Origin of the sequence: Campylobacter sp. CNRCH_2015_0814 (assembly GCF_025772765.1) — a bacterium.
In the GTDB taxonomy this organism is placed as follows: Bacteria; Campylobacterota; Campylobacteria; order Campylobacterales; family Campylobacteraceae; genus Campylobacter_D.
On sequence record NZ_JAKMSR010000008.1, the window covers coordinates 24,045 to 49,559 of the forward strand.

Below are 25,515 nucleotides of genomic sequence, written 5' to 3' on the forward strand. Positions count from 1 at the left end.
AACTTAAAAAATTGTATCATAATAAAACTTCTTTTTTTGTTAAAGGTGATAAATGAAAATTATTTTATTTTTGTTTTTTATAGTTTATGGTATTTGGGCTGAAGATTTTATCTCACCTAAAGAATACCAAGAATCCCTTTACAAAAATCCAAGAGGCATAAGTTGTGCTAAATGTCATGGTGATGGAGGTCAACAAATACTAGGATATTATACTAAAAATGGAGAAAAAATTCCTTTTATAGTGCCAAGTATTAAAAACACTCCTTATACACGTTTTAGAGAAATTCTAAGTCAACCTCAAGAGGCAAAAAGCATTATGCCAACTTACTCATTAACAGAAGATGAGATGAAATCGCTTTATGATTATATTACTAACAACAAAAGGAGTAAAAAATGAAAAATAATAAAAAGGCCTTTGAAGAAGCTTGTGAATATATAGCAGGTGGGGTTGATTCTCCTGTGCGTGCTTTTGCAAGTGTAGGTAGCAATCCTTTATTTATCAAGCAAGGAAAAGGTGTTTATATTAGCGATATAGAAGATAATACTTATATAGATTATGTACAAAGCTGGGGACCTTTACTTTTTGGACATTGTGATGAGGATATTGAAAAAGCTTGTAAAAAAGCTTTAGAACATGGTTCAAGCTTTGGCGCACCAACCCTAGCTGAAACTAAATTAGCTAAATTTATCCTAAAAGATTGGCCGCATTTAGACAAAATACGCTTTGTAAGTAGTGGCACAGAAGCTACTATGAGTGCTATTCGTCTTGCAAGAGGATTTAGCAAAAAAGATAAAATCATCAAATTTGAAGGGTGTTATCATGGGCATTCTGATTCTTTACTAGTAAGTGCTGGAAGTGGTGCAGCTACTTTTAACACCCCAAGTTCTTTAGGTGTTTTAACCGATGTAGCTAAAAATACTCTAGTAGCTATTTATAATGACATTGATAGTGTTAAAAACTTAATCAATAACGATGATAATATAGCTTGTATCATTATAGAGCCAATTGCAGGAAACATGGGCTTAGTACCTGCTAAAATAGAATTTTTACAAGAGCTAAGAAAACTATGTGACGAGCATCAAATTCTTTTAATTTTTGATGAAGTTATGAGTGGTTTTAGAGCTTCATACCTAGGCTCTTTTGGAATTAATAATATAAAAGCTGATATAGTAACTTTTGGTAAGGTTATAGGCGGAGGTATGCCTGCGGCTGCTTTTGCTGCAAGAGCTGAAATTATGGATTTATTAAGTCCTTTGGGCGGGGTATATCAAGCAGGAACACTAAGTGGCAATCCTCTTGCTATGGCTGCAGGTTATGCGAGCTTAAAAAAAGCAAGAAATTATGAAGGTTTATATGAAAAATTAGAAAAACTAGGCAAAAGACTTACTCAAGGCTTTAAAGAAGCTGCAAATGATTGTAAAATTCCTTTGCAAGTTAATTGCGTTGGTTCTATGTTTGGATTTTTCTTTTGTGAAAACCCTGTTAATAATTATCAAGATGCTTTAAAATCAGATACTAAATTATTTGCTAAATTTCATGCACAAATGCTAAGCAAAGGCGTGTATTTGGCACCATCTCAATTTGAAACAGGTTTTATATGTGAATGTATGGATAAAAAAATCATTGATAAAACTATACAAGCAGCACAAGAAAGTTTTAAAACCCTATGAATAAAAGACAAAAAATCATTCGTAAAGGTATAGAAGCTGCAGATGGATTAAGCCTTGGTATATCCATGGTTGTAGCTGTTTTAATCGGGGTTGGTATAGGCTATTTTTTAAAAAATTTAACCGGTATATCTTGGCTTTTTTGGGTAGGAGTGTTTATAGGAGTAGCTGCGGCGATTTTAAATGTTTACAAAGCTTACAAAGCACAAGTAAAAAGCTATGAGGAATTTAAAGAAGAAAATCGCTATAAAGATTTAAAAAATGATCCTAAAGCCTAAAATTTTACTAAAACTCTTGCTAGGATTAAATTTACTTTTCTTAGCAGGAGTTTTTTTCTATAAAGGAATAAGCTTTGAATTATTCATCAGTTTTGAATTTGGATTTTTAGCTCAAAATTTGATCATTTTATTTTCTTTTTTAAATTACAAAAATTTTATTTATAAGGCTGCTAAAAATTACACTTTTACTCAAAGACCCTTGCAAATTTTTGCTAAAAAACGATATTCTTTGCCAAAAATTATAAAATTTATCCATATAGATGACGATTTAAAACCAAAATTTAAAAGTATTTTTAAAAACGCATTAGCTTTTTTTTCTTTGTTTAAAATTTTTGCTTATGTGTTTTTAATAGCAGGATTTTTATTTTTAGAGTTTCAAGGCTTAATGAGTATTTTTGCCTTGTTTTGTGCAATGTTTGTCACACCCATAGCGGTATTAATATATAATTTTTTAATAAGAAAATGTTGAGCTCAAAAAGAACGATTAGATCATTAACTGCATTGTTTTTTGGTATGATTTTTGTTTTTATAGGAAGTGCTTTAACGGTAAATTCTATAGCAATTATTTTAAAACATAACGATGTTAGTAATTTTTATATAGGGATAATAGGAAGTTGTTATTTTCTTGGTGCTATGGTAAGCACTATTAGTGCTCATAGGATAGTCTCTAAAGTAGGACATATAAGATCTTTTGGAATTTTTGCCATCATTTTTGGTATAGCTACTATGCTTCATAGTTTAAACTCTAATCTTTATTTTTGGATGGTTTTGAGATTTTTGCTTGGTTTTTGTTACTATGCACTTTTAATGGTCATAGAATCATGGCTTAATGAAAAAGCAAAAAATGCTATTCGCTCAAGAGTAATAGCCTTTTATGAAGTAGTATTTTACTCATCATCAGGCTTTGGAATTTTACTTATGTCATTTGACTTCCCAAGCAATACAGTATTTATTTTAAGCGCTAGTTTTATTATGTTTGCCTCTATTCCTTTATTTTTAATCCGTATTAAAGAGCCGGTTTTACCACAAAAAACCAAAATTTCCATCCCTAAAGTTTTTGATATAGTGCCTTTAGCTTTAGTGACAAGCTTTATAGCAGGTATGCTTTTAAATGGATTTTTCTCCATGGCTTCTTTATTTATACTTATACAAGGATTTGGCGCAAAAGAAGCTTCGATTTTTATATTTTGTACCATGTTAGGAGGATTTATATCTCAACTTTTCATCGGAACCCTTTCTGATAAAATTAGTCGTAAATTTGCTATTATTTTATGTGCTTTTACGGCTTTAAGTGCTATGCTTTGTATTTTATTATTAAGCTATAATATTTATTTAAAATACTTTTTTGGCTTTTTACTGGGTATGGGAATGTGTTGTTTATATGCTCTTTCTTTAGCTAGAGCAAATGACATGCTTGAAGATTCTAGCAAAAGAGTTGAACTTGGCAGAGCCGTTCTTTTTACTTATTCTTTTGGTGCTTTATTTGCGCCTGCTGTGCTTGGAACTTTGATGTATTATTTTGAAGGCAATGGTTTTATGTATTTTTACATCGTTTTATTAACTGTTTTAATTGCCTTTGCTATAGATAAACCAAAATTTAAAAATCTGACCAAATTTAAAAGAAAACCAGGTAATATGGTAATGCTAGATGATAACTAATATTTCTAACAATCAAAATCAATTTGCAAAAAATGAAACAAGCAAAGACAACAAAAGCGAGAAATCAGACAAAAAAACCTCACTTAACGATGCTTTAAAAAATCCTTTATTTTCTAAAAATGATCCTGAAGTCAAATTACCTAAAGACTATGTAAGCAAAATCGATCAAAAATTACAAGAATTATTAAATAAACTCTTAGATCAAATCAAAACCAACAAAGATCCTGATTTAGCAGTATTAAAAAATCACAAAGATTTAAATTTTGCACCTAATTTTGCTAATGAAGTTAAAAAACTTCAAGCAGAGCTTTCTAAAAATCCTGAATTTGAAAAACTACTTAAAGTTTTAGAAGATCTAGTTAAACCCGCTAAAGATATCAACAATAAAAATCTTTCATCTTTGGTAAAAAATTCAGGTGTATTTTTAGAAGCAAAACTCAATCATTCTTTAAAAGAGCAAAATTTACCACAAAGCTTTTTTAATCTTTTAAATACCATAAAAGGAGCTACTAGCGAAAATCTAAAACGCGATATAAGTAATTTAGATCTTAAAAATCTTGATACTACAAGCACCTTAAAAGAACTTATTCACATCTTACAAAATCACAAAAAAGATAATAAAATTTCCTTAGAAAATACAAACTACAAGACACTTTTTAAACTATTTGATAAAATAGAAAATTTTAAAAATTATATCAATAAAAATCCAAACTCCATTAGCCAAGAAAAGCTACAAAATATTGCTAATAATTTCATTAAAAATCTTAATAAAAATTTAGCACTTATCAATAAAGAACTAGCCAAACCTGAAAATATAAAAATTCAAAATACGCATATACTAAAAGAACTTAGTCAAAGCATTAAAGATCTTATAACACTTTTAAAAGACATAAAAAATCACAAAAACAAAACTGAAATAACACAAGAAAATTTAAATAAAACTCCACATACTAAAGACATCAAAGAAGAATCAAAAGAGGAAATAAAAACTCCGCAAAAAAACACAGAGGACAAAAAAGAAACTCAACAAAAAAAAGAAAGCACGACAAAAGATAAAGAAATTCAAAACACAAAAGAAGAAAAAACACCACAAAAAAATACTGAAGAACCAAGCAAAAATGACAACAAAAGTCAAAATTTACAAACAAATAACACTAAATTAGAAGATATATTTAAAAGTACTTCAGGTAAAATTTTACTAGAAGATATTTTCAAACAAAATGTGAGTAAAAATCTTAATTTTAGTCAAAATTTACAAGAAGAGCTTTTAAATAACCTAAACAAAGAACTAGGCCTAATAGGAAGAAAACTCAATGAGGTTTTAAAAGCTTTAGATCCTAAAAATTATGAAGCAAAAAATTCTTTAGATGATATAAAAAATATAGAAAAAAAATTAGAACTTTCTATAAAAGATCTTGGAAAAATTACTCCAAAAGATACCGCAGAAATTTCTTCAGAATTGCAAAAAGACATTAAATCTACTCTTTTGCAAGTTTCTAATCTGGCTAAAAATTTAGACAATGAAAGCATACTAAATCAAGCAAATCGTCTTATAGCTCAGCTTGAGTTTAATCAGCTTTTATCTTTGGCTAATAATAGTATTCATACTTTTTTACCTTTCTTTTGGGATGATTTAGAAAAATCTAATGTAGTTTTTAAACGTGGCAAAAAAGATAAATTTTATGCGCAAATTAATCTTGAATTTGAAAAATTAGGAAAAATCAATGTATTTTTATCTCTAAGTAATGATAAATACATTGATATAAATATGATGATAGAAAATGTTAATTTTAGAAAAAAACTTTATGAAAGAGCACATGAGTTAAAAAAAGCCTTGGTTAAAGTAGGACTTCTAAGCTCTAATTTTTTCATCAGCGATATAGTTAAAAGCAAATTTCACAATCAAGAAGAATACAATGACTTTAATATGGGTTTTGATACAAGGGCTTAAAAATGGCTAAAAAAACAAAAAAAGCCGTTGCACTAGGTTATAACAAAGAAGATCAAAATGCACCAAAAATCTTAGCTAATGCCAAAGGTGAAAACGCTGCTAAAATCATCTCTTTAGCCAAAGAAAATGGCATACCCATAAAAGAGGATAAAGACTTAGTAGAAGTTCTTAGCAAGCTTGACTTAGGTGATGAAATCCCACCTAATATGTATAAAGCAGTGGCTGAAATTTTTGCCTTTTTATATAAAGTTGCTAATGAAGATGAGACTAAACAAAGTCCGCAATCTTCTTAGAAAATTCAACTTGCTCATAAGCATTTTTACTAAATTTTAAAAACCCTTTTTGAGCGATTAAAACTATCGTCGAACCTAGCTCAAAATTTCCAAGTCTTTGACCTTTTTTTACAAAAAGCTCATCATAAGTATGAGTAAAATCAAAATTTGCAGCATTAGTTTGTATGCTAGTATCAAAGCTAAAATACATTTTACCAACATTTAGCGCACCCACAAATACCATCCAAAGTATAAATTTTCCCTCCACTAAGCACTTTAAAACTACTCTTTCATTTTTAGTATAAAGGTTTATAATCTTAGCTAACTTTGCCTCACTCACACTAAATAAAGCCCCACTCATATAAGTAGCACTTAAAATTTGCATATTACAAGGTGCGTGATAATGATGATAATCTTTTGGAGATAGATAAATATTTGCATAATCTATGCCATTTTCTAATTCTTCTTTGCTAGCTGAGTTTTTTAAAAGCTCTTCTATGCTATAACTTGAACCTTTAATGCTAAAGGCTAAATTTTCTTTTAAATCATTTTGAAAACTACTTCCAAGTTCTAAAATTTTACCATCACTTGGACTTACAAAGCCATCTTCTAATTCTCTCTCATTTAACAAAATTCTTGTAAATAAAGCATTTAAGCTCTCATATTCTTCTAAAGGTTTAAATTCACTCATATTGATATTAAAAGCATTTACATAAACTTTATTAATGTTTTTTTGTATGATTTTTGGAAATTTATATTTTGCTATGATTCCAAACATTTTTGAAGCACTATTGCTAAATCCCACTCATTCTCCTTTTAATCTAATCAAAGCTATCTCGCTAGGAGCTAAAAATCTCACAGCAGGCCCCCAAAATCCAGCCCCACTGCTTACATAAAGCAAACTATCTTTGCTTAATTTATAAAGCCCATACACAAAGCCTTGCTCTAAATATACTAGCAAAGAAAAAGGGAAAATTTGTCCTGCGTGTGTATGTCCTGATAAAATCAAATCAAACCCACTCACATCATAAGTTTTTACATATTTTGGCTGATGCGTGATTAAAATATTAACTTTTTCTTGATTGATTTGAGTTTTAATTTTTTCTATATTGCTTTCTTTAAAGCCCAAACGTTTAGCAGCCAAATCCAAAGTCCCACTTAAAGTAAAATCTCCAAAATCAATACTTTCATCTTCTAAAACTTTGAAATTTTTAAGCGTTTTAAGCTTTTTGCTTATTGCATTTATATCATTATAATACTCATGATTTCCATAAACAAAATAAGTACCATATTTTGATTTAAAATTTTCTAACAAATTAATATAAGACATACTAGTTATATCTGCATCGATTAAATCCCCAGCTATAATGACTATATCAACATTTAAAGCATTAACCTCATCAATTAAGGTTTTTAAAAAATCTTCACCTAAATTTTTCCCTAAATGCACATCAGAAAGCAAAGCTATGTTTAAACCTTCTTTTAAATTTTTAATTTTAATATCTACCTCATTAACCTTAGGTGTGCTAATAGCATTTACAAAGCCTTTAAACACCATACTAACGCTAAGTATAATAAGCCAAGAATCAAAAATTAATTTTAAAAACTTTCTTCTTTGAAGGCTAAAAATTTGCTCTTTTTTATTTTCGTTAAAGAAAATCCAAGAACCAATTTCAAAAACCACTCCAAAAAGCAAGAAAAAGCAAGTAATAGTAGGAAAAATAGCTAAAATATAATAAAGCTTTTCATGCAAAAAATCCCCACGCATATTTACAAAAAAGATTAATTCGCATGCAAAAACTATTAAAACAAAAGCTAATACAAACTTCTTATAAGGTTTTAAAAATTCAACCCTACTTAAAAATCTTTTATAAATATACCAATTTGCCAAAGCAAAAAATAAAACCAATAAAGTAAAAAAAACAAACACTCTCATAGTGTAATTTTATTTAAGCAAAATTAATACTTTTTAAAGTAAAATCGCAAAAAAACATTTGGGAAAGAAATTTGGCTTTAATAGATTTAATCGATGCAAATAAGAAATTTAATACAAAAATAGTTTTAGAAAATGCAAATTTTAGTGCAAATTTAGGAGAAAAAATCGCCATTATAGGCAAAAACGGCGAAGGAAAATCAAGTTTTTTAAAAGCCCTTATGGGAACTTTAAAACTAGATAGCGGTAGAGTGATTAAACAAAATAACACTAGCATAGGTATGCTAAGCCAACAAGTAAGCTTTGAAAGCACCTTAAGCGTGAGTGAGGCTATCAAAAAAGAACTTGAAGAAATTTACAAGGCCTTAAAAGAATTTGAAAACTATAACGAAAAACTAGCTCTTGATCCCGAAAATAAAGAATATTTAAAAAAAGTAGATGAATTAAGTTTATTTATAGATTCAAAAGATGCATGGAATTTAGACCAAAAAATACAAAGAATACTAGAAGAGTTTAAACTATTAGAGTATAAAGACAGAACACTTTGCTCTTTAAGCGGAGGAGAGATAAGGCGCGTAGGACTTTGCACGCTTTTGCTGAAAAATCCTGATATATTATTGCTTGATGAGCCAACCAACCATCTAGATGTATATATGAGTAGCTTTTTAGAAGAAAGATTGAAAGCTTCTAAAATGTGTGTTATTTTCATCTCCCATGATAGATATTTTATCGATGCAATAGCACAAAAATGCGTAGAAATAGAAGCAGGAAAACTAAGTATTTTTGAGGGTGGATATACGCAATATCTAGAAAAAAAAGCAGCTATTTTAGCTTCTTTAGCTAAAAGTCATGAAACCTTACTTAAGCAACTAAAAAGTGAAGAAGAATGGTTAAGAAGAGGAGTTAAAGCTAGACTTAAACGCAACGAAGGGCGTAAAGAACGCATTTTTAAAATGCGTGAAGAAGCCAAGAAAAACCCAGGAGCTATCAAACGCTTACAACTTGAGATTAAAAGAGCAAGTAAAAATTTCAACCAAACCCAAAGTCAAAACCGCAAAAAAATGCTTTTTGAACTTAAAAATATCTCAAAATCTATCGCTAACAAGACACTTTTTAAGGACTTTAATGCACGAATTTTACAAGGTGAACGCATAGCCATAGTAGGTAAAAATGGCTGTGGTAAATCTACTTTTTTAAAAATTTTACTTGATCAAATTCCACTTGATAGTGGAGAAATTAAAAGAGGTGAAGTTAAAATAGGCTATTTTGATCAAAGCAGAAGCTTACTCAATACCGATAAAAAACTTTTAGAAATTTTTTGCCCAAATGGCGGTGATCATATTCAAGTGCGTGGTAAAAATATGCATGTTTATGGGTATTTAAAACAATTTTTATTTCCAAAAGAATTTTTAGAGCTAAGTGTGAGTGTGTTAAGTGGGGGCGAGAAAAACAGAGTTGCTCTAGCCTTGCTTTTTACTAAAGAATATGATGTATTAATCTTAGATGAACCAACAAATGATTTAGATATAGCTACAATAAATATCTTAGAAGAGTATTTACTTTCTTTTGAAGGTGCGATTTTGCTTGTATCACATGATAGATATTTTGTTGATAAAATAGCAACTAAACTTTATGCTTTTGAAGAAAATGCCAATATTAATATAGAAGTTCTTTCTTATAGTGAATATTTAGAAAATGAAAAAGAATACAAGGACTTTGAAGAATTTTCTAAAAGTTTAGAAACAAACACCACAACAAGTGTAAAAACAAAAGAAAAATCAAGTAAAAAACTAAGCTATAAAGAAAATGAAATTTTAAACTCATATCCTGATAAAATTCATAAATTAGAAGAAGAAATAAAAGAAATAAAAAATGCTCTATCAAATCCTGAGTTTTATCAGAAAATCGGAATCAATAAACTTTATGAAGAATTAAAAGAAAAAGAAGAAATTTTGATTGTTTTAGAAGAAGAGTATTTTAAAATTCTTGAAAAATTTTGATAGATAAGATATTTAAAAAAACTTAATCTTTGTTTGTACTATAAAAAAGTTAATTTAATATTGTTTAGTTTTTTTATAACATATATAAAAAATTTATTCATTATATTATTTATTATTATTTATTATTTTTTAATATATATAAAGATATAATATCATTTCAAAATATTATTTTATTGAGGAGTTAAATGATGAAAAATTCAAGAAAAATTTTTCTATCAGCTTGCGTTGCTACTATGGTAGCTAGTTCAGCTCATGCCGTTATGGGGGGGGGGTATACCGTTTGGTGATGCTAACTTAAAAGACGAAAATAAAAATGGAAATTATTCTTTCATAGTAGATAAAGATACAGGTTCTATCTACGATATCTCTTCCGTCATTGGGTCTAGTTTTGATGGTAAAACAAACAAATTCATTAATCACTTAAATATAGATGCAGCTAAAAGCACATTTAACGTTGGCGCTAATGGTCAAGATGCAGAAATTGGTCATTATTTTGATGGAGAAAAAGATAAATTTTATTCTTTTAATATAAAAGCAAAAGAAATAATTTTTGATGGTAAAAATAATGCTTTAGGTCAAGATACTTCATTAAATGTAGGCAATACTGGGGTTATAGAAGGAAATCTAGCTCTGCTTAACGGTGCTGATCTTTTTATTAGCAATGGTACTTTAGGGAGTCAAAGTGCAAATGGTTCTTTACTAGTAAAAGGTAATTTTTCTGCAACAAATGCAAGTCTTGACTTTTATGGTAACCATAGCTTTCATATAACTGGAAAAGCAAATATAACAAACTCAACATTTAGCGCTACCAATGCTCCAGTAAGTGAAAACGGTATCTTTTTACTAAGTGCTGATGGTGGTTTTAATAAAAACATTACAACTTCAAATACAGCAGGTGTTTATACAGCTATATCAACAGCAGATGCTCTTGGACTAAGTGCAGAAGAAGCTAAAAAATATAACGAAAGTTTTGACTCAATAAAGGTAAATATAAAAAATGTAGACCACGAAATAAAAGTAGTAGGAAATTCTCTATATATCAGTGCTAATGTTGATACAAAAGCTTGGAATAAAAACATTAAAGAAAATGGTCTTGCTAAGTCTTTAAAAGAAGCTCAAAAATTAGCTTTAGAATCTATGATTGCCGAATATACAAGATTGATGAATGAAGCACCTGGTGTTCAACCAAAGGCGGATGCAAAACAAGATTTCACTAAAGCAGACTACCAACAAATAATTAGAGATTTAACAGGCAAAATGAATGCAATCAATGCAAACGATAAATCACCTGCATTTAATAGTCAAATTGATGCTGTATTAGGTTCAATCTTAACATCAAACAGACAACAAGCAGCAGGTAGTGCTTTAACCGATGCTATGGTAGGAAATGCACAACAGGCTAAAAATGTAGTAAATTCAGCTAGAGAAAGTGCAAATAACTCTAATCGCCAAGGCGCTATCCAAGTTATCAACCTAGCTAATGAAATGGCTATTTCAACTAGAATGATGCAAGATAGAAATCAAGGCGAAAACAGTGTTTGGTCTAATGCATTTGGTGGAGCAAATATGATAGGTAGCGAAAGCGACTCTGTATATGGTATTACACTAGGTATAGATAGACAATTTAGTGATTCAGTATTATTTGGAGCATATTTAACTTATGCTGACTCTAAATTAAACTACAATTCTATCAGTCAAGATGCAGACAATTTACAATTTGGTGCGTATTCAAGAATAACAAATGGGCAACATGAATTTGACATCAAAACATATGCACAATTTAGCTATACAGATCAAGAAAGATTTTTAAATGGAACCAGCAATAAATCTGACTATACTCAAACTTTCTTAGGTGCAAGCGGTGCATATGGATATGTATTTAATATGGGTGATAAATTTGATATTAAACCATTGGTTGGATTAAATGTTTACTATGGAAAAACTCCAGATTATACAGAAAATGGTCTTTGGGCTCAGCAAGTTGACTCAATGGACAGCTTTGCAGCGAGTGCTGAAATTGGAGCAGAATTTAGAAAAGGTTTTGATGGCGGTAGCTATTTCTATATCACTCCAAAAATTGAACAATTCTTTGCTACAAGTGGAAATGACTTTAAAGGACATTTCACAGGAAGTAACATGAATTACCATGTAGCTGGTGCTGAAAAAGATAAAACTTTTGGTAAAATCCTTATCGGAAGTAACATTAGCGTAACAGATAGATTCTCTGTTGATTTAAGCATAGGTGCTAAACAAATCCTAGGCAACAAAGATGATGATACTGATGAAACTTATGTAACTGGTAACATTGGTGTTAAATACTCATTCTAATTAGTAAAAAAAGAATTCTTCTTATACAAGCATAGGTAAATTTACCTATGCTTATTTACTTTCTTATTGCATACTTTTAAAAAAATTACATGGAAAAATTATGACTTTAATATCTATTTTATGTATTTACACGGCCTTTTTGATTTTTATATCTTATATGCAAATTTCTTTTTTAAAAAAAGAAAGAGAAAAGCAAGCAATTATTTTAAATGAGCATGATTATAAAAATGCTGCAAATATCGCCATAGAAAATGAAAAATACAAAATCTTTTCTAATCTTTATAATCTGATAATTAATATTTCTTGGATGAGCTTTGGCTTTTTATATTTAAAAGAAATTTTTATAAAAGAAAATTCTACTTTAGAAAATACTTTATTTTTACTTACATTTTTATTGATTATTAGTATTTTAAATTTACCACTTAGTTATTATGAAAGCTTTATAAAAGATAAAAAACACGGCTTTTCAAATATGACTTTAACACTTTTTATTAAAGACAGCATTAAATCTTTAGCCCTAATGCTTATTTTTGGCTTTTTAATTATCTATGCTTTAGTGTTTTGCTTTGAATTTTTTAACACATACTGGTGGATTGTTGCTTTTGCTTTAAGCTTTATAATCATACTTATTATAAATCTCATCTACCCTACTCTTATTGCACCTATGTTTAATAAAATGAAAAAACTTGAAGATGAAAATTTATTAGAAAAAATCACCAATTTAATGCAAAAATGTGGCTTTAGTGCAAATGGTGTTTATGTTATCGATGCAAGTAAAAGGGATAAAAGATTAAATGCTTATTTTGGCGGTTTATTTAAAAGTAAAAGAGTGGTGCTTTTTGATACACTTTTAAATGCTTTAAAAGAAAAAGAACTCATCGCTGTTTTAGGTCATGAGCTAGGACATTTTGTGCATAAAGATTTACTAAAAATGTTATTTTCTAGTGCTTTGATGCTTTTTACTTTATTTTTCATCTTTGCACATTTACCAAGCTTTTTTTATATTGAAAGTCATTTAGATGGAGTAAATGCTGGAGTTTTTGCGCTTTTATTGATTTTTGGAAATATTTTTACTTTTATTATCTCCCCGCTACTTAATAAAATGAGTCAAAAAAATGAATTTAATGCTGACTTACATGGAGCAAAACTAAGTTCTAAAGAAGATATGAAAAATGCCCTCATAGCCTTAGCAAAAGAAAATAAAGCCTTTGTTAAAACAAGTAAAATTTATACCTTCTTTCATCTAAGCCATCCTTGTATTTACGATAGAATCAAAGCTTTGCAATGATTTCAATCAAACAAGCTTTAAAGCAAGCTTACGCAAAAGATCCTACTCACAAAGAATATATACTTTTTATTCTTTGTGAGCTTTTACAAAAAGATAAGGCTTGGATTTTTTTAAATCCTGAATTTCAAATCGATGAAAAAGTTTTTTTAGAATACGTAGATAAATTTTTAAATGGCGAGCCTTTTGAGTATTTATTTCAAAAAACACAGTTTTATGGTTTAGATTTTTTTATTGAAAAAGGGGTTTTAATACCGCGTTTTGATAGTGAAATATTACTTGAAAGATGCTTAGAAATTTTAGATCATAACTCTTTTAAAAATATACTTGAGATCGGCTTTGGGAGTGGAATTTTAAGTATCTCTCTAGCAAAGTTAAAGCAAATTTTCATACAAGCTTGCGATATCAATCCAAAGGCGCTAGAGCTTGCTAAAAAAAATGCAGATTTTCATAATGTTTCAAATTTAATTAATTTTCAACTTTGTGATTTTAAAACTATGCAAGGAAATTTTGACTTTATTTTTTCTAATCCTCCTTATATTAAAAATGACTATCCTTTAGATAAATGGGTGCAAAATGAACCGCATAATGCTTTATTTGGCGGGGATAAAGGTTGGGAAATTTTACATGAAATTATCCTTTTTGCCAAAAATCATAACACAAAAGTCTTAGCGTGTGAGTTTGGCTATGATCAAAAAGCAATTTTAAATGAAATTTTAGAAGAAAATGATTTTAAAGCTACTTTTTATCAAGATTATAATGGATTTGATAGAGCCTTTGTTGCGTGGAATTTAAAAAATTAGACTATAATTATCTTTTTATAGGAGAAAATATGAAATCAATATATTTATTTTTACTAGCAAGTTTAATTGGGATTGAAATTAGCATAGGTGTATTTTTAGCTCCGACTATATTTTATCCTGCTAAATTCATAGGCGAAGGGGTTTTAACTCATTTTCAAAGCGGACTTTTAATGACACACATTTTTGTGCAATTTGGTTATGTTTTGCTAGGTGTGAGTGTTTTATCTACTTTAATGGAAATTTTCTCATTTAAGGATAAAAATTTAACTTTTAAAATAAATTTTTCAAAATTTATGCTTTCTTTGATCATTTTGGCACTAAGTTTGCTTTTTGTATTTTACTTCACTGCTTATGTTTTAGAAGCACAAAGCTTAGGAGAAGAAGCAACTAAGACTCAAGAATTTATAAAAATTCATGGTGCAAGTGAAGTTGTGATGAAAATTATCATGTTATCACAAGTAATTTTGTTTTTTTTAAATTTTAAAACAAAAAAGTGATATAATAAAATAAGTCTTTAAAAGGAGTCAAAGATGAAAATAGGCGATATAGGAACAACTCAACAAAACCATTACTTAAATCAAGCTCAAAAAAGCCAAGAAAAAGCTTTAGAAAATATAGTCGCAATGCGTGCTATAGACGGGAGCGATGGGGCAAATTTAGCCATAGCTGATTCTTTAAGAAGTCAGTATAGCACTATAGATCAAGGTATTTTAAACGCTTATGATTCAGTGGGTGTTTTGCAAATTGCAGACTCAGCGCTAAATAATATCTCAGCTACTGCAGATAGACTTAATGAACTTTCAGTACGCTCAAATAGTGCTGCATTAAATGATAGACAAAAAAGTATGCTAAATACCGAAGCAAATAAACTCATCAGCTCAATCAATGATGCATTTTCAAATGCAACTTTTAATGGAAAAAATGTTTTCCAAAGTATGGATTTTGTTGTTGGATCTGGGGTTGAAAGTATCAATTTAAATCAACCAAGCACAGCAAATTTAAGCCTTGAAAACCAAGATGGAATTCGTGATTTTCAAGATCAAGTAGGTTCTTTACGCGCAGATATTGGTGCTGGGATCAATGCTATCCATTCTAATATCAACTCATCTTTGCAAACTAGTATTAACACTAAAGAAGCTGAAAGTAAATTGCAAAATAATGACTTAGCACAAAATATCAATGATTTTAATGCAAATTACCTAAAAGAAAATGCATTTTTATTTGCAAATGCTCACTCAAATGTAATGCTACAAACTAAACTAGCAAGCCTACTTCAATAATAAAACTCCCAAATAAGGGAGTTTTTTAAGGAAAAATATGCAAGATAATGCTTTATTAAAGCAAGTTTTAAAACATCCTTTATATGAAAAAATTCAAAAACTTGGCACAAAAGTTCAAAACTCAAATTACCTTATAAATGAAAGTTTTGATATTTTTTGTGATAAAAGCTTAGATAATGAGATTAAGGACATTGCCTTGGAATTAAAACCTTGGCGCAAAGGACCTTTTAAAATCAATGATTTGTTCATAGATACAGAGTGGCAAAGTTTTATTAAATTTAACATATTAAAGCCTTATATGCAAGAAATCAAAGACAAAGTGGTTGCGGATATTGGTTGTAATAATGGTTATTATATGTTTAAAATGCTTGAATTTAATCCTTCAAAACTCATAGGTTTTGATCCTTCTATTAAGTATTATTTGCAATTTTTACTTTTAAACTCTATTGCAAAAACTCCTATACAATATGAGCTTTTAGGCGTGGCTGATGTACCAAATTATGGCATAAAATTTGATGTAATTTTTTGTCTTGGCGTAATTTATCATCGCAGTGATCCTATAGCCATGCTAAAACAACTCAAGCAATCTTTAAATAAAGATGGTGTAGTCTTTTTAGATACTATGTACATAGAAGATGAAAGAGAAATTGCACTTATTCCTCAAAAAACTTATTCAAAAATATCAAATATTTTTTTTATTCCGTCGATATTGGGTTTAAGAAATTGGTGTTATAGAGCTGGATTTAGTGATTTTGAAGTTATAGCAACTAAACAAACTGATTTTGAAGAACAAAGAAAAACGCAATGGATTGATTCTTATTCTTTAGATCAATTTTTAGACGAAAATGACTCAAATTTAACTTGTGAAGGCTATGAAGCACCAAAAAGAGTTTATGTTAAATTAAAGGTGTAAAAATGGCAAGAACAGTAAGTGCTGTTACTATAGAAGAGCTAATAGACCCTGAAGAATTAAATCGCATTAAATCAGAACTTATCACTTGTCCAGGGATAAATAATGCTTTAGCAGGAAGCATTTCTCATATAGAAAAAAACTTTGCTAAAGGTATCTTAATCACAACCCATGATATGGCAGTAGATGAGCTAGGATTAGTGCATAGTGGTTTTGTATTTAACGCGGCAAATTATATAGCTCAAGCTGCAATCAATAAAGAATTTAGCGTCTTAATAGGCTCAAGAAGCTTTTTTTATGCGCCTTTAAAAGTTGGAGATGTTTTAAATCTTGAAGCAAGTGCTCTATTTAGCGATGATTCAAGAAAAAGAGAGGTTAAAGTAGTTGGCTTTGTAAATGATATTAAAATTTTCGATGCATCTTTTCAAGTAATCACCACAGATGATCATATATTTAAATTAAAACAAAGTCAAAGCACAAGCTCTAGCAGTCAAAACCAACAAGAAACCTCCAAGCAAGATGCTACTCCAGAGGAATTAAATGCTGTTTTAAAAGGAATCGGGGGTTAAAGGTAAATCCACCCAATTCTTTGGGCATTCTTTATGGTAAGTCCCGCTTGCATCATAATATTCTTTACAATCATCATAAAAGCGGTTTGAAATTCCTCTTTCATTTACAAAACAACCACCAAAAAATAATGCTAAAAATCCAATGAAAAATATTTTTTTAAACATCTCTTTTCCTATTTTAATCTTATTTGTTTACGCCATTTGTAAGGCTCTATAGGATTTTCATCTACCCATAAACCTTTTTTATTTTCTTTGGCATAATTTTGCTCATTTACATATAAATCACTATAATGTTCATAAGCCCAAGCAAAACCATTTTTAACCATAACTTGATTGATATCTTTATCATTTAAATACACAATGGCTAAAATTCTACCATATTTATCCTCATCTTTTACATTCAAAACCACTTCTTTATTCAAGACAATTGCATTTAAAAATTGCGCAGCCATCTTTCCATAAGCTTGATCACTTTCAGGTGCATCTATACCAAAAAGTCTAATTTTAAGTTTTTCATCTTCAAATTTAGCCTCAATAGTATCCCCATCTACTACACGACTTACTTTAGCATTAATGTATGAGCCACTATCATAATTTAAAATATAAGCAAAAGCAAATAAAAAAAGTGCAATTAAAAATTTCTTTGGATCTTTTAGTAAAGTTATTAGTAGTTTAATTTGCTTTTGAGAAATTTTCATTTAAACCTCATCTATATAAAAATATGCCATAATTACAACAAAAAGGAGATTTTATGCAAGAAATTATACAAAATTTTAAACAAATTACTCAAATACCTCATTGTAGTTTCCATACTGAAGAATTAAAAAATTTTCTTATTGATTTTGCCAAAAGTCAAAATTGCCGAGTAAACGTTGATAAAGCAGGTAATATCCATGCATATAAAGGAAAACCTAAAATTTGTTTACAAAGTCATTATGATATGGTTTGCATGGGAGAGGCTCCTAATATACAAATGTATGAAGAAAATGGATATTTAAAGGCCAAAAACTCGAGCTTGGGTGCAGATAATGGCATAGGAGTATCATTAATGATGCAAGCTTTAAAAGACTTTGAAAATATTGAATGTCTTTTTACCAATGATGAGGAAGTTGGCCTTTGTGGAGCAAATAATCTTACACATGCTTTGATTTCAAACAAACTATTAAATTTAGATCATGAGAGTGATGATGAAGTTGTTATAGGTTGCGCTGGCGGTGTGGATATTTTTGCTAGTTTAAACTTAGAAATAGGCGAAAAAGAAGGTGAATGCTATGAAATAGAAGCAATTGATTTTAAAGGTGGGCATTCAGGGATTGATATTGTTAAAAATATTAAATCTTCTATTAAAGAAGCAAGTTATTTTATCACTCAAAACCAAGGTGAGCTTTGTGAATTTAGTGCAGGTGAGAGAATCAACTCTATACCAAAACATGCTAAAATCATAGCATTTTTTAAAAATCCCCCAAAAGAAAATAATCATTTTAAAGTGAATTATATAGGTAAAATCAAAAGGACATATTATAAAAATTCTCAAATCATTTTAAATCTTATCAATGCTTTTGCGCAAGGTGTTAGAACTTTTAATCATCAATTAAATTTAGTCCAAACAAGTATCAATCTTTCATTAGCTTACGAAAAAGAAGGTAAATTTCATTTTGAACTTTTTGCAAGGTCGAATGATTTACAAGAGCTTAAAAATATAGAATTTGAAACCTTAACTTATTTTAAAATGCAAAATTGTGAAGTTGCAAGTGCAAATTTTTATCCGCCTTGGACCAACAAAGATACTAATTTTGGAGAAGAAATTCTAAGTTATTTCAAAAAAGAAAATCCAAACGCCAAGCTTTATACTATACATGCTGGTTTAGAATGTGGTATTATAAGTGAAAAACAACCACTAGAATGTTGCTCCATAGGCCCAAATATCCATAGCCCTCACTCAACAGATGAAAAATGTGAAATAGCTTCTATTGAAAAAATCAGCAAAATTCTTTTTGCTGTCTTAAAAAATTACCAATAAGCAAAAAACCAATATTTTGACAAACAAATTCAAAATATTGGTAAATATTTATTTAAATAAGAAAAAATTTTATTTACTATTAATAAAACTTACACTATACTCTCGCATATTTTAAAAACAAGGAGAGAGTATGGAAATGCTAACTAGCCTTAGCGAAGGCACTCAATTTAGTATCCAACTAGCCGTAGTTCTCATTTGTCTTTTTTATGGGGCAAAAAAAGGCGGTATCGCTCTAGGTTTGTTAGGCGGTATAGGTTTATTAGTTTTAAGTTTTGGTTTTGCTGTAGCACCTGGAAAACCTTCTATTGATGTTATGCTTACTATCTTAGCTGTTGTTGTTGCTAGTGCAACTTTACAAGCTAGTGGTGGTTTAGATGTAATGTTGCAAATTGCAGAAAGAGTTTTAAGAAAAAATCCTAAATTTTTAACCATCTTAGCTCCTTTTGTAACTTGCTTTCTGACCATGCTTTGTGGAACCGGACATGTTGTTTATACTATGATGCCTATTATTTATGACATTGCTATTAAAAATGGCATACGCCCAGAAAGACCAATGGCTGCTTCTAGCATTTCTTCTCAACTTGGAGTTATAGCAAGTCCTGTTTCAGTTGCTGTTGTAAGTTTAACCGCATTACTTTTAAATCCAGAAATTAATAAACATCCTTTAGCAGGATTTGATGGCTATGTAGATTTACTTGCTATTACTATACCTTCTACTTTAGTGGGCGTTTTAGCTATAGGAATTTTTTCTTGGTTTAGAGGAAAAGATCTTGATAAAGATGAAGAATTTCAAGCTAGAATTAAAGATCCAGAACAAAGAGAATACATCTATGGTGATAGCAAAACTCTTCTTGGACAAAAACTTCCAACTATTCAATGGGTAGCTATGTGGATTTTCTTAGGTGCTATTGCAATAGTGGCTATACTTGGAGCCTTCCCAGAACTTAGACCACAATTTACCTCAAAAGGCGTTACTAAACCTATGAATATGGTTGCAGTAATTCAAATGTTTATGCTTTTAGCAGGTGCGGCACTTATCATCTTTACTAAGCTTGATGCAAGTAAAATTGCAAAAAATGAAATTTTTAAATCAGGTATGATAGCTTTAGTAGCTGTTTTTGGAATTTCTTGGATGGCAGATACTATGTTTGCAGTACACACTCCTATGATGAAAGAATCTTTAGGAAATATTGTTATAGAGCACCCTTGGACTTATGCAGTTATGCTTTTATTAATTTCTAAATTTGTTAATTCTCAAGCAGCAGCAATTGCAGCTTTTGTGCCACTTGCATTAGGAATTGGTGTTGAACCAGGTATTATCATTGCTTTTGCAGCAGCTTGCTATGGATATTATATTTTACCAACCTATCCAAGCGATCTTGCAACTATACAATTTGATAGATCAGGTACTACAAAAATAGGTAAATTTGTTATCAATCACAGCTTCATCTTGCCAGGTTTAATTGGTGTAATTGTTTCTTGTATAGTGGGTTATTTCTTAGCTTTAGGTGCAGGATATTTATAAAATCAAAGGGCTTGTTTTAAAGCCCTTTTTTATTTAAATGCTTTTTCTAAATCAATAGGCATAGCCTGATAACCAGTACTTGCTCCACTAAAGCGAATTTGTACTGAAGGTTCTTTAGCTCCCCATTTAAACTCATCTATTTCAGGTTTTGGTTCTCCTATAGCAACACCCTTGCTTAAATCAAAAGCCATACCAGCACTAGCACTATAAACCATAATCGAATTTTTATCTTTATAATACTCAGTTAAAGAAGTAACAGGCGAAAACCATTTATTGCCTCTTTGTTTTCCATATTCCCAAATTTGCTCTACGGTTTTATTTTTTTGATCTATTTTATATACAACCGCTCTTGAATATTTCATCGAAGCAAAAGCAGGTTGTGTTATAGCTCTTGCATCGCCATTATCAAAAGCTGTAATGTAAATATATCTTTTGTTAGATTTTTCATCTATTCTAAAAGCAGTGTGCTGTGTCCATGTAAAATCAAAACCACCTTCCTTATTTTTATAACCAGGACATTTACTATAATCATCTTCACAAATTATATTTTTGCCATTTTTATCAATAGGTTGTAAAAGTGCTTTTTTATACTTTTCTCCCCAGCCCTTATGCGCTCCTAATATCCATTTTACTTTTTTATCACGGCCGATTTTTATAATAGCACTTTGATGACGACTTGAAATGATAATGCTATCATCACTTGGATCATAATCTATGCTATTTACATGAGCCCAGTTACGCCCTACTCCAGTGCCTGCTATATCCCCAAAAATTTCACTTGTATCCATTTTGGCTAATTCTTCATTGCTTAGAGTTTTACCCGCTTTTGAAACATCTACATTTAAACAAACCGCACCTTGATCTAAAACTTTGATAATATTAGCTCTATATGGATCTAAAATTTCAAAAAGCCTCCACTCATCTACCACATTGCCATTATTATCAACCTCTAATATCACATCACGCACCGAGCGCACATTTTTACCATCAGGACGCTTAACATTAGCCAAGGCTACTCTTAAAAGATAATTTCCATTTGACATTTGACTCATAGAATGAGAAAAATCTATATAAGAAGAAGGTAAAAGGCGGTTAAAAATTTCTCTACCCATTAAATCATATTTTACATATCTTTGACCAAACCCAAAGCTTAATGCCCCATCTGAGTTTTGTCTAAAACCCATCATAATACCACGATTATAAATATTATTTTTATCCATTAGCTTATCATTATCTAAATACCAACGAATTTCACCCTTTGTATCGACAATGAAGGCATTAGAAGCCTCATCCCATTCTAAAGCACCACCGCTTGGGTTATTCCATATAGCTTGAGAGCTTTTTGCGCTGTATTTTCCTGGAGTATTATTTATTAGATACAATCTATCTTCAAATTCTTTATCTACTTTAATCACTTCCACTTTTTCAAAAGGCACACCTCTTTGCATAAGACTTCCACTTGGCTCTATATTTACCCCACCTGTTGCTATTTTATATACCTCGTCTATTACTTTTTCACTTTTTCCAAAAGCAGTTTTGGTATAACTTACTTTTACTGTGTTTAAATACGATGGATAAAGTCCAAAAATAGGAATTCCTCCATAAGTTTTAATTTTATTAGAACTTACCTTATAAGATATGGTTTGTCCATTTGGCTTTGGAACTATAGTCACACTCACATCACTTAACTCATATCCTCCACCTACAATCACAGCACTAAGCGGGGATAAACCATAAGGATTGAGCTTTATAGCTCCAATTTTTCCTTGCACTTGATAGTCTATCTTAGCCCCACTTGCTCCGCCTACAGCTAAAGCTAAATTTGGCGCTAAAACCACACTAGCTAGCAAGCTTAAGCTGATGATTTTTTTAATTTTCATGCTTATCCTTTATAAGATCAATAACACCTTTAAAATAAAGGCATTATTTAACTGAAAGTTCTTTAACTATACGGATTAGTTCTTCTAAAGAAGTAATGTATTCGGGATTGATTTGATATTTACCATTTACTACAAAAGCAGGTGTGCCGTAATTTCTTGAAATTTCATTAGCCACATCATAAGCAGCTAAAAGCTCTTTGGCTTCTTTGGTTTGTAAAAATTTTTGCAATTCTTCTTTACTAGCACCGATAACATTTAAACCTATTTTATAAAACAAATCAAGATTATTTAAATTTAACTTTTGCTCAAAATGACTTATAAAATACACATCAGCAAGCTTATAAGTAAGACTTTTTTCACTAGTAACATCTAAACCTAAGGATTTTTCTTTAAAAGAAGCTAAAGCAAACATCTCATTTAAAGCCCCACCATACTCACTCATAGAACTTACTGAAAAAAGATCATATTTTAAACTTGGCAAAACCTCTTTAACCTTTGCTAAAGTGTGAAATTGATGATGAGTGTAACAATGAATACAACGATAAGAAAATACCTCTATTAGAGAATTTTGTGCATTTGGAATAGGTGTTTTTAAAGTAATATACTCTTTACCCTCACTTAACGCATTTGCATTTATAGCAAAACTGAGCGTACAACAAACAATCAAAAAAATATTTTTTAAATTCAATTTTAACTCCTATATCATGATATTGCAATATAATTATATTGCAATATCATAAACATCAGGATTCAACCACACCTCCAGCATCTTTTCTTGATTGCTCACTAGATTGAACCATAATTCCTTTTGTATATTTCAACAGTTCCTCCCATTCTTTCTTTTGTAGCAAGATGCCTTTTTGAATACTCTCTTCGTAATTTTTTTCAATAATATCATGAGAAATACTTACATTCTCATCATTTCTGATTAAAGGATTTTTAGAAATTTCAATATAAAGCGCTCTTTCATCTAAATCACAAGGTATATTTTTCATTAAAATATCTGGAAAATCTTCATTATTTTTTATAAAGTATTCCACATACTGAGATTGCTTTATGTCATACCAATAAGCTTTAACATATAAATTTTTATTTGATAATCTTTTTAACTGAGAATACACAAAACACCTATTATAACATTTTGAAATTTTTATATTTAAAGAATTATATTGATTTAAAAAATCAAGTGCATACGCAATAATAATTTGAATATGACATAATATGCTATGATGATTAAGATCAACACTTAAATACTCATTTGTAATGTTTAATGTTATATCTAAATTGTCACTTTTTAAATAAGGCGCAGCTTTAAGAAAATTTGACAATCCATTTAATCCAGCCATTTGCATGTCAATAACCATAGATGCAATTAAATCAGCTTCTCCAAGATTTAATTTTAATCCATTATAAGCTTTAATACAAGCAGCTTTAAGTTCGTTTTTGGAAACATAAACATTATTATTAGATAAATCACAAACACTATGCTTATTTTTTGGCAATAATGGAAACATCCACTCATTAGCATGAATTTCATCCATTAAAGGTGCATTCTGAAACAATGTCACTTGAACCCATCTATCTGATCTTGGATCATACTTTGTTGCACCAAACATAGACAATTTAGCTCTTAAAAGATGCATAGGCAAAAAGTCTTTTGCTAAAACATTAGCCCTTATATCACCCATTACACAATTTCCCATAGTCCAAACTCTTCTAGCTATAGATGTAAAACAAGGGTTTTCTAATAAAAATTTACTTATATGTAAATAATCATCCTGATTTTTTAAAGTATTGTAAAATTTAACCACTTGCCTAGCAATATCTAAAGGTTGTTCTAGTTCATCTCCATTATCAATACCTCTTACTCCAAGCCTAGGCTCTTCTTTTTCTTCAGATATATACCAAAACCAATAATTATTTTCAGGATTTTCAAAATTAATACCTAAAGCCCAATCATATTTTTTCTCTATTACATTTTTAATTTCAGAAATTTTAACACCAGTAAGTTCTAATGGAGTTTCATCGATTGTCATCATTTTATCGTGTATATCAACTAATTCAGGATACAGTTCTAATAAACACGAAAGTACGATTTCTTGTGCTTCCAAAGAATATTTTTTTGTATATTCTACAAATTCCTCAATAACCATAGAAGCATTTATTTTTGTTTTTATTTCTTTTACTATATAAGAAAGCTCACTTGAAGCTATTTTGTTTAAATTATCTTGCCTTGAATCTATTGTTGTTATTTCTTTAAGATGTAAACTTGCTCTTTTTAAATAATCAATCAATTCTTTAGCCTTACTCATATCAAGCTTTTGTTGCATAACTTTTGACAACGCTAATTCTCTTTGATAAAGCCAATTATCAACAACTTTTGGGTGTTTAATCAAATAAGGAGCCATACCAAGTCCAGTAGCATTTCCCACACCTAAATATCTTTGAATATCTCTATCAAGTTCTACAGCTTTATCTCCACCACGCTGTTTGGCTATATAATTTACCCAATCTAAACTAAATTGCCTTACAATATAAACAGCGCACATTTCAGCAGAAAATGACTGAGAAAAATCTCCATTTTTTTGCAGATTATCAAAATCAGAAATTCCAAATTTTCCACTTCCATATACAGCTGTGGTTCTTAATATATAACCAACTTTAGCTAGTTCATCTAAATCAGGTTGTTTTCCATTAGCTAAAGAATTAACAATATATTCAAAAATTCTTACACTTTTATTAGCCCTTGCTAAAACAAAAGCATTGTTAAAATTTCTACCAGCTTCTTGCAGTGGAACATTTTCTTTTAAAACAGTCAATAATCCACTATCAATTTCTCCATTTACAAAAGTAAAAGTGACATCCCACTTATTTGCTATAACTCTATCATTTCTTTCTTCATCTTTTATATAATTAGCAAATATAACAAGATGATATATTCCATGAGGTGTTCTAACTTGATATATTACATCACCAAATCCTTTATCATCTAAATCCCATAAAATATTTTTTAATACCCATTTTTCTTGAGCAATTTTCCTCATCAAAGTTCTAGTAAAACTAAGTCTAGATGAGTGCATAGAGCCTAGTCTTTCTAAAGACATGACTTCTTGTGGACTTCTTAATTTCATATCATTTTTCATTTTGTCTCCTT

Annotated in this window: 24 protein-coding genes; 17 read left to right on the forward strand and 7 right to left on the reverse strand. The window is 29.7% G+C overall.

Annotated features, from left to right (window positions below; all coding sequences use genetic code 11):
• The first annotated feature begins 52 nt into the window (after positions 1 to 52).
• The 7 genes from L8X24_RS05625 to L8X24_RS05655 are packed head-to-tail and all read left to right on the forward strand — an operon-like array spanning position 53 to position 5,849.
• The gene (locus L8X24_RS05625) at positions 53 to 397 is read left to right on the forward strand and encodes a c-type cytochrome (RefSeq protein ID WP_263663969.1); all 345 of its coding nucleotides are present in this window, start codon (positions 53 to 55) and stop codon (positions 395 to 397) included.
• Positions 394 to 1,671, forward strand: a complete 1,278-nt coding sequence (gene hemL, locus L8X24_RS05630; protein ID WP_263663970.1) for a glutamate-1-semialdehyde 2,1-aminomutase — start codon at positions 394 to 396, stop codon at positions 1,669 to 1,671. Before L8X24_RS05625 ends, hemL begins: the two co-directional genes overlap by 4 nt.
• On the forward strand, positions 1,668 to 1,946 hold the full coding sequence (locus L8X24_RS05635; protein ID WP_257906551.1) for an AtpZ/AtpI family protein: 279 nt from the start codon (positions 1,668 to 1,670) through the stop codon (positions 1,944 to 1,946). The genes hemL and L8X24_RS05635 overlap by 4 nt, the downstream gene beginning before the upstream one ends.
• Positions 1,930 to 2,415 carry a hypothetical protein gene (locus L8X24_RS05640; protein WP_263663971.1) on the forward strand — a complete coding sequence of 162 codons (486 nt, stop codon included), beginning with the start codon at positions 1,930 to 1,932 and terminating at the stop codon, positions 2,413 to 2,415. The genes L8X24_RS05635 and L8X24_RS05640 overlap by 17 nt, the downstream gene beginning before the upstream one ends.
• A complete protein-coding gene (locus tag L8X24_RS05645) occupies positions 2,412 to 3,605 on the forward strand; it encodes an MFS transporter (protein ID WP_250325593.1) in 1,194 nt (397 codons plus the stop codon). Before L8X24_RS05640 ends, L8X24_RS05645 begins: the two co-directional genes overlap by 4 nt.
• The gene (locus L8X24_RS05650) at positions 3,595 to 5,556 is read left to right on the forward strand and encodes a flagellar hook-length control protein FliK (protein WP_263663972.1); all 1,962 of its coding nucleotides are present in this window, start codon (positions 3,595 to 3,597) and stop codon (positions 5,554 to 5,556) included. The genes L8X24_RS05645 and L8X24_RS05650 overlap by 11 nt, the downstream gene beginning before the upstream one ends.
• Positions 5,557 to 5,558: 2 nt before the next feature.
• Positions 5,559 to 5,849, forward strand: coding sequence for a FlhB-like flagellar biosynthesis protein (locus tag L8X24_RS05655; RefSeq protein WP_012661291.1), 291 nt, complete (start codon positions 5,559 to 5,561; stop codon positions 5,847 to 5,849).
• On the opposite strand, the gene L8X24_RS05660 is transcribed toward L8X24_RS05655, so the two are convergent.
• Complete coding sequence (locus L8X24_RS05660) at positions 5,824 to 6,633, reverse strand: phosphatidylserine decarboxylase (protein ID WP_263663973.1); 810 nt, start codon at positions 6,631 to 6,633, stop codon at positions 5,824 to 5,826. The genes L8X24_RS05655 and L8X24_RS05660 overlap by 26 nt on opposite strands.
• Positions 6,634 to 7,764: a metallophosphoesterase gene (locus L8X24_RS05665; RefSeq protein WP_263663974.1), complete on the reverse strand. Its 1,131-nt coding sequence runs from the start codon at positions 7,762 to 7,764 to the stop codon at positions 6,634 to 6,636.
• A 71-nt stretch (positions 7,765 to 7,835) separates the two neighbouring features.
• Between L8X24_RS05665 and abc-f the strand changes: the two genes are divergently transcribed.
• From abc-f to L8X24_RS05705, 8 genes are all read left to right on the forward strand, one after another.
• The gene (abc-f, locus tag L8X24_RS05670) at positions 7,836 to 9,761 is read left to right on the forward strand and encodes a ribosomal protection-like ABC-F family protein (RefSeq protein ID WP_263663975.1); all 1,926 of its coding nucleotides are present in this window, start codon (positions 7,836 to 7,838) and stop codon (positions 9,759 to 9,761) included.
• Positions 9,762 to 10,013: 252 nt separating this feature from the next.
• Positions 10,014 to 12,089 carry an autotransporter outer membrane beta-barrel domain-containing protein gene (locus L8X24_RS05675; RefSeq protein ID WP_263663976.1) on the forward strand — a complete coding sequence of 692 codons (2,076 nt, stop codon included), beginning with the start codon at positions 10,014 to 10,016 and terminating at the stop codon, positions 12,087 to 12,089.
• 100 nt (positions 12,090 to 12,189) lie between these two features.
• Positions 12,190 to 13,377, forward strand: a complete 1,188-nt coding sequence (locus tag L8X24_RS05680; protein ID WP_263663977.1) for a M48 family metallopeptidase — start codon at positions 12,190 to 12,192, stop codon at positions 13,375 to 13,377.
• The gene (locus tag L8X24_RS05685) at positions 13,377 to 14,177 is read left to right on the forward strand and encodes a HemK/PrmC family methyltransferase (RefSeq protein ID WP_263664025.1); all 801 of its coding nucleotides are present in this window, start codon (positions 13,377 to 13,379) and stop codon (positions 14,175 to 14,177) included. Before L8X24_RS05680 ends, L8X24_RS05685 begins: the two co-directional genes overlap by 1 nt.
• 29 nt (positions 14,178 to 14,206) lie before the next feature.
• Positions 14,207 to 14,674, forward strand: coding sequence for a DUF4149 domain-containing protein (locus L8X24_RS05690; protein WP_263663978.1), 468 nt, complete (start codon positions 14,207 to 14,209; stop codon positions 14,672 to 14,674).
• A 33-nt stretch (positions 14,675 to 14,707) separates the two neighbouring features.
• Positions 14,708 to 15,457 (forward strand): flagellin, encoded by a 750-nt coding sequence (locus L8X24_RS05695; protein ID WP_263663979.1) that lies wholly within the window; start codon positions 14,708 to 14,710, stop codon positions 15,455 to 15,457.
• A 37-nt stretch (positions 15,458 to 15,494) separates the two neighbouring features.
• Entirely contained in the window at positions 15,495 to 16,370 is an 876-nt protein-coding gene (gene cmoB / locus L8X24_RS05700) for a tRNA 5-methoxyuridine(34)/uridine 5-oxyacetic acid(34) synthase CmoB (RefSeq protein ID WP_263663980.1), read from the forward strand.
• Positions 16,371 to 16,372: 2 nt separating this feature from the next.
• Entirely contained in the window at positions 16,373 to 16,936 is a 564-nt protein-coding gene (locus tag L8X24_RS05705; protein ID WP_263663982.1) for a hypothetical protein, read from the forward strand.
• Here the strand turns inward: L8X24_RS05705 and L8X24_RS05710 are convergent.
• Positions 16,916 to 17,101, reverse strand: a complete 186-nt coding sequence (locus L8X24_RS05710; RefSeq protein ID WP_039668212.1) for a hypothetical protein — start codon at positions 17,099 to 17,101, stop codon at positions 16,916 to 16,918. The two genes, L8X24_RS05705 and L8X24_RS05710, sit on opposite strands and share 21 nt — an antisense overlap.
• An 8-nt stretch (positions 17,102 to 17,109) precedes the next feature.
• Complete coding sequence (locus L8X24_RS05715; RefSeq protein WP_263663983.1) at positions 17,110 to 17,634, reverse strand: thermonuclease family protein; 525 nt, start codon at positions 17,632 to 17,634, stop codon at positions 17,110 to 17,112.
• A 53-nt stretch (positions 17,635 to 17,687) separates the two neighbouring features.
• On the opposite strand from L8X24_RS05715, the gene L8X24_RS05720 reads away from it, so the two are divergent.
• Entirely contained in the window at positions 17,688 to 18,956 is a 1,269-nt protein-coding gene (locus L8X24_RS05720) for a M20/M25/M40 family metallo-hydrolase (protein ID WP_263663984.1), read from the forward strand.
• Between the two features lie 130 nt (positions 18,957 to 19,086).
• Positions 19,087 to 20,481, forward strand: coding sequence for an anaerobic C4-dicarboxylate transporter (locus tag L8X24_RS05725; protein WP_263663985.1), 1,395 nt, complete (start codon positions 19,087 to 19,089; stop codon positions 20,479 to 20,481).
• 29 nt (positions 20,482 to 20,510) lie between these two features.
• Here the strand turns inward: L8X24_RS05725 and L8X24_RS05730 are convergent, their stop codons facing one another.
• The 3 genes from L8X24_RS05730 to L8X24_RS05740 are packed head-to-tail and all read right to left on the reverse strand — an operon-like array spanning position 20,511 to position 25,504.
• On the reverse strand, positions 20,511 to 22,361 hold the full coding sequence (locus L8X24_RS05730) for an aryl-sulfate sulfotransferase (RefSeq protein ID WP_263663986.1): 1,851 nt from the start codon (positions 22,359 to 22,361) through the stop codon (positions 20,511 to 20,513).
• Between the two features lie 43 nt (positions 22,362 to 22,404).
• A complete protein-coding gene (locus tag L8X24_RS05735) occupies positions 22,405 to 23,049 on the reverse strand; it encodes a thiol:disulfide interchange protein DsbA/DsbL (protein WP_263663987.1) in 645 nt (214 codons plus the stop codon).
• A gap of 55 nt (positions 23,050 to 23,104) precedes the next feature.
• Positions 23,105 to 25,504 carry a DUF3726 domain-containing protein gene (locus tag L8X24_RS05740; protein ID WP_263663988.1) on the reverse strand — a complete coding sequence of 800 codons (2,400 nt, stop codon included), beginning with the start codon at positions 25,502 to 25,504 and terminating at the stop codon, positions 23,105 to 23,107.
• Between the last annotated feature and the right edge of the window lie 11 nt (positions 25,505 to 25,515).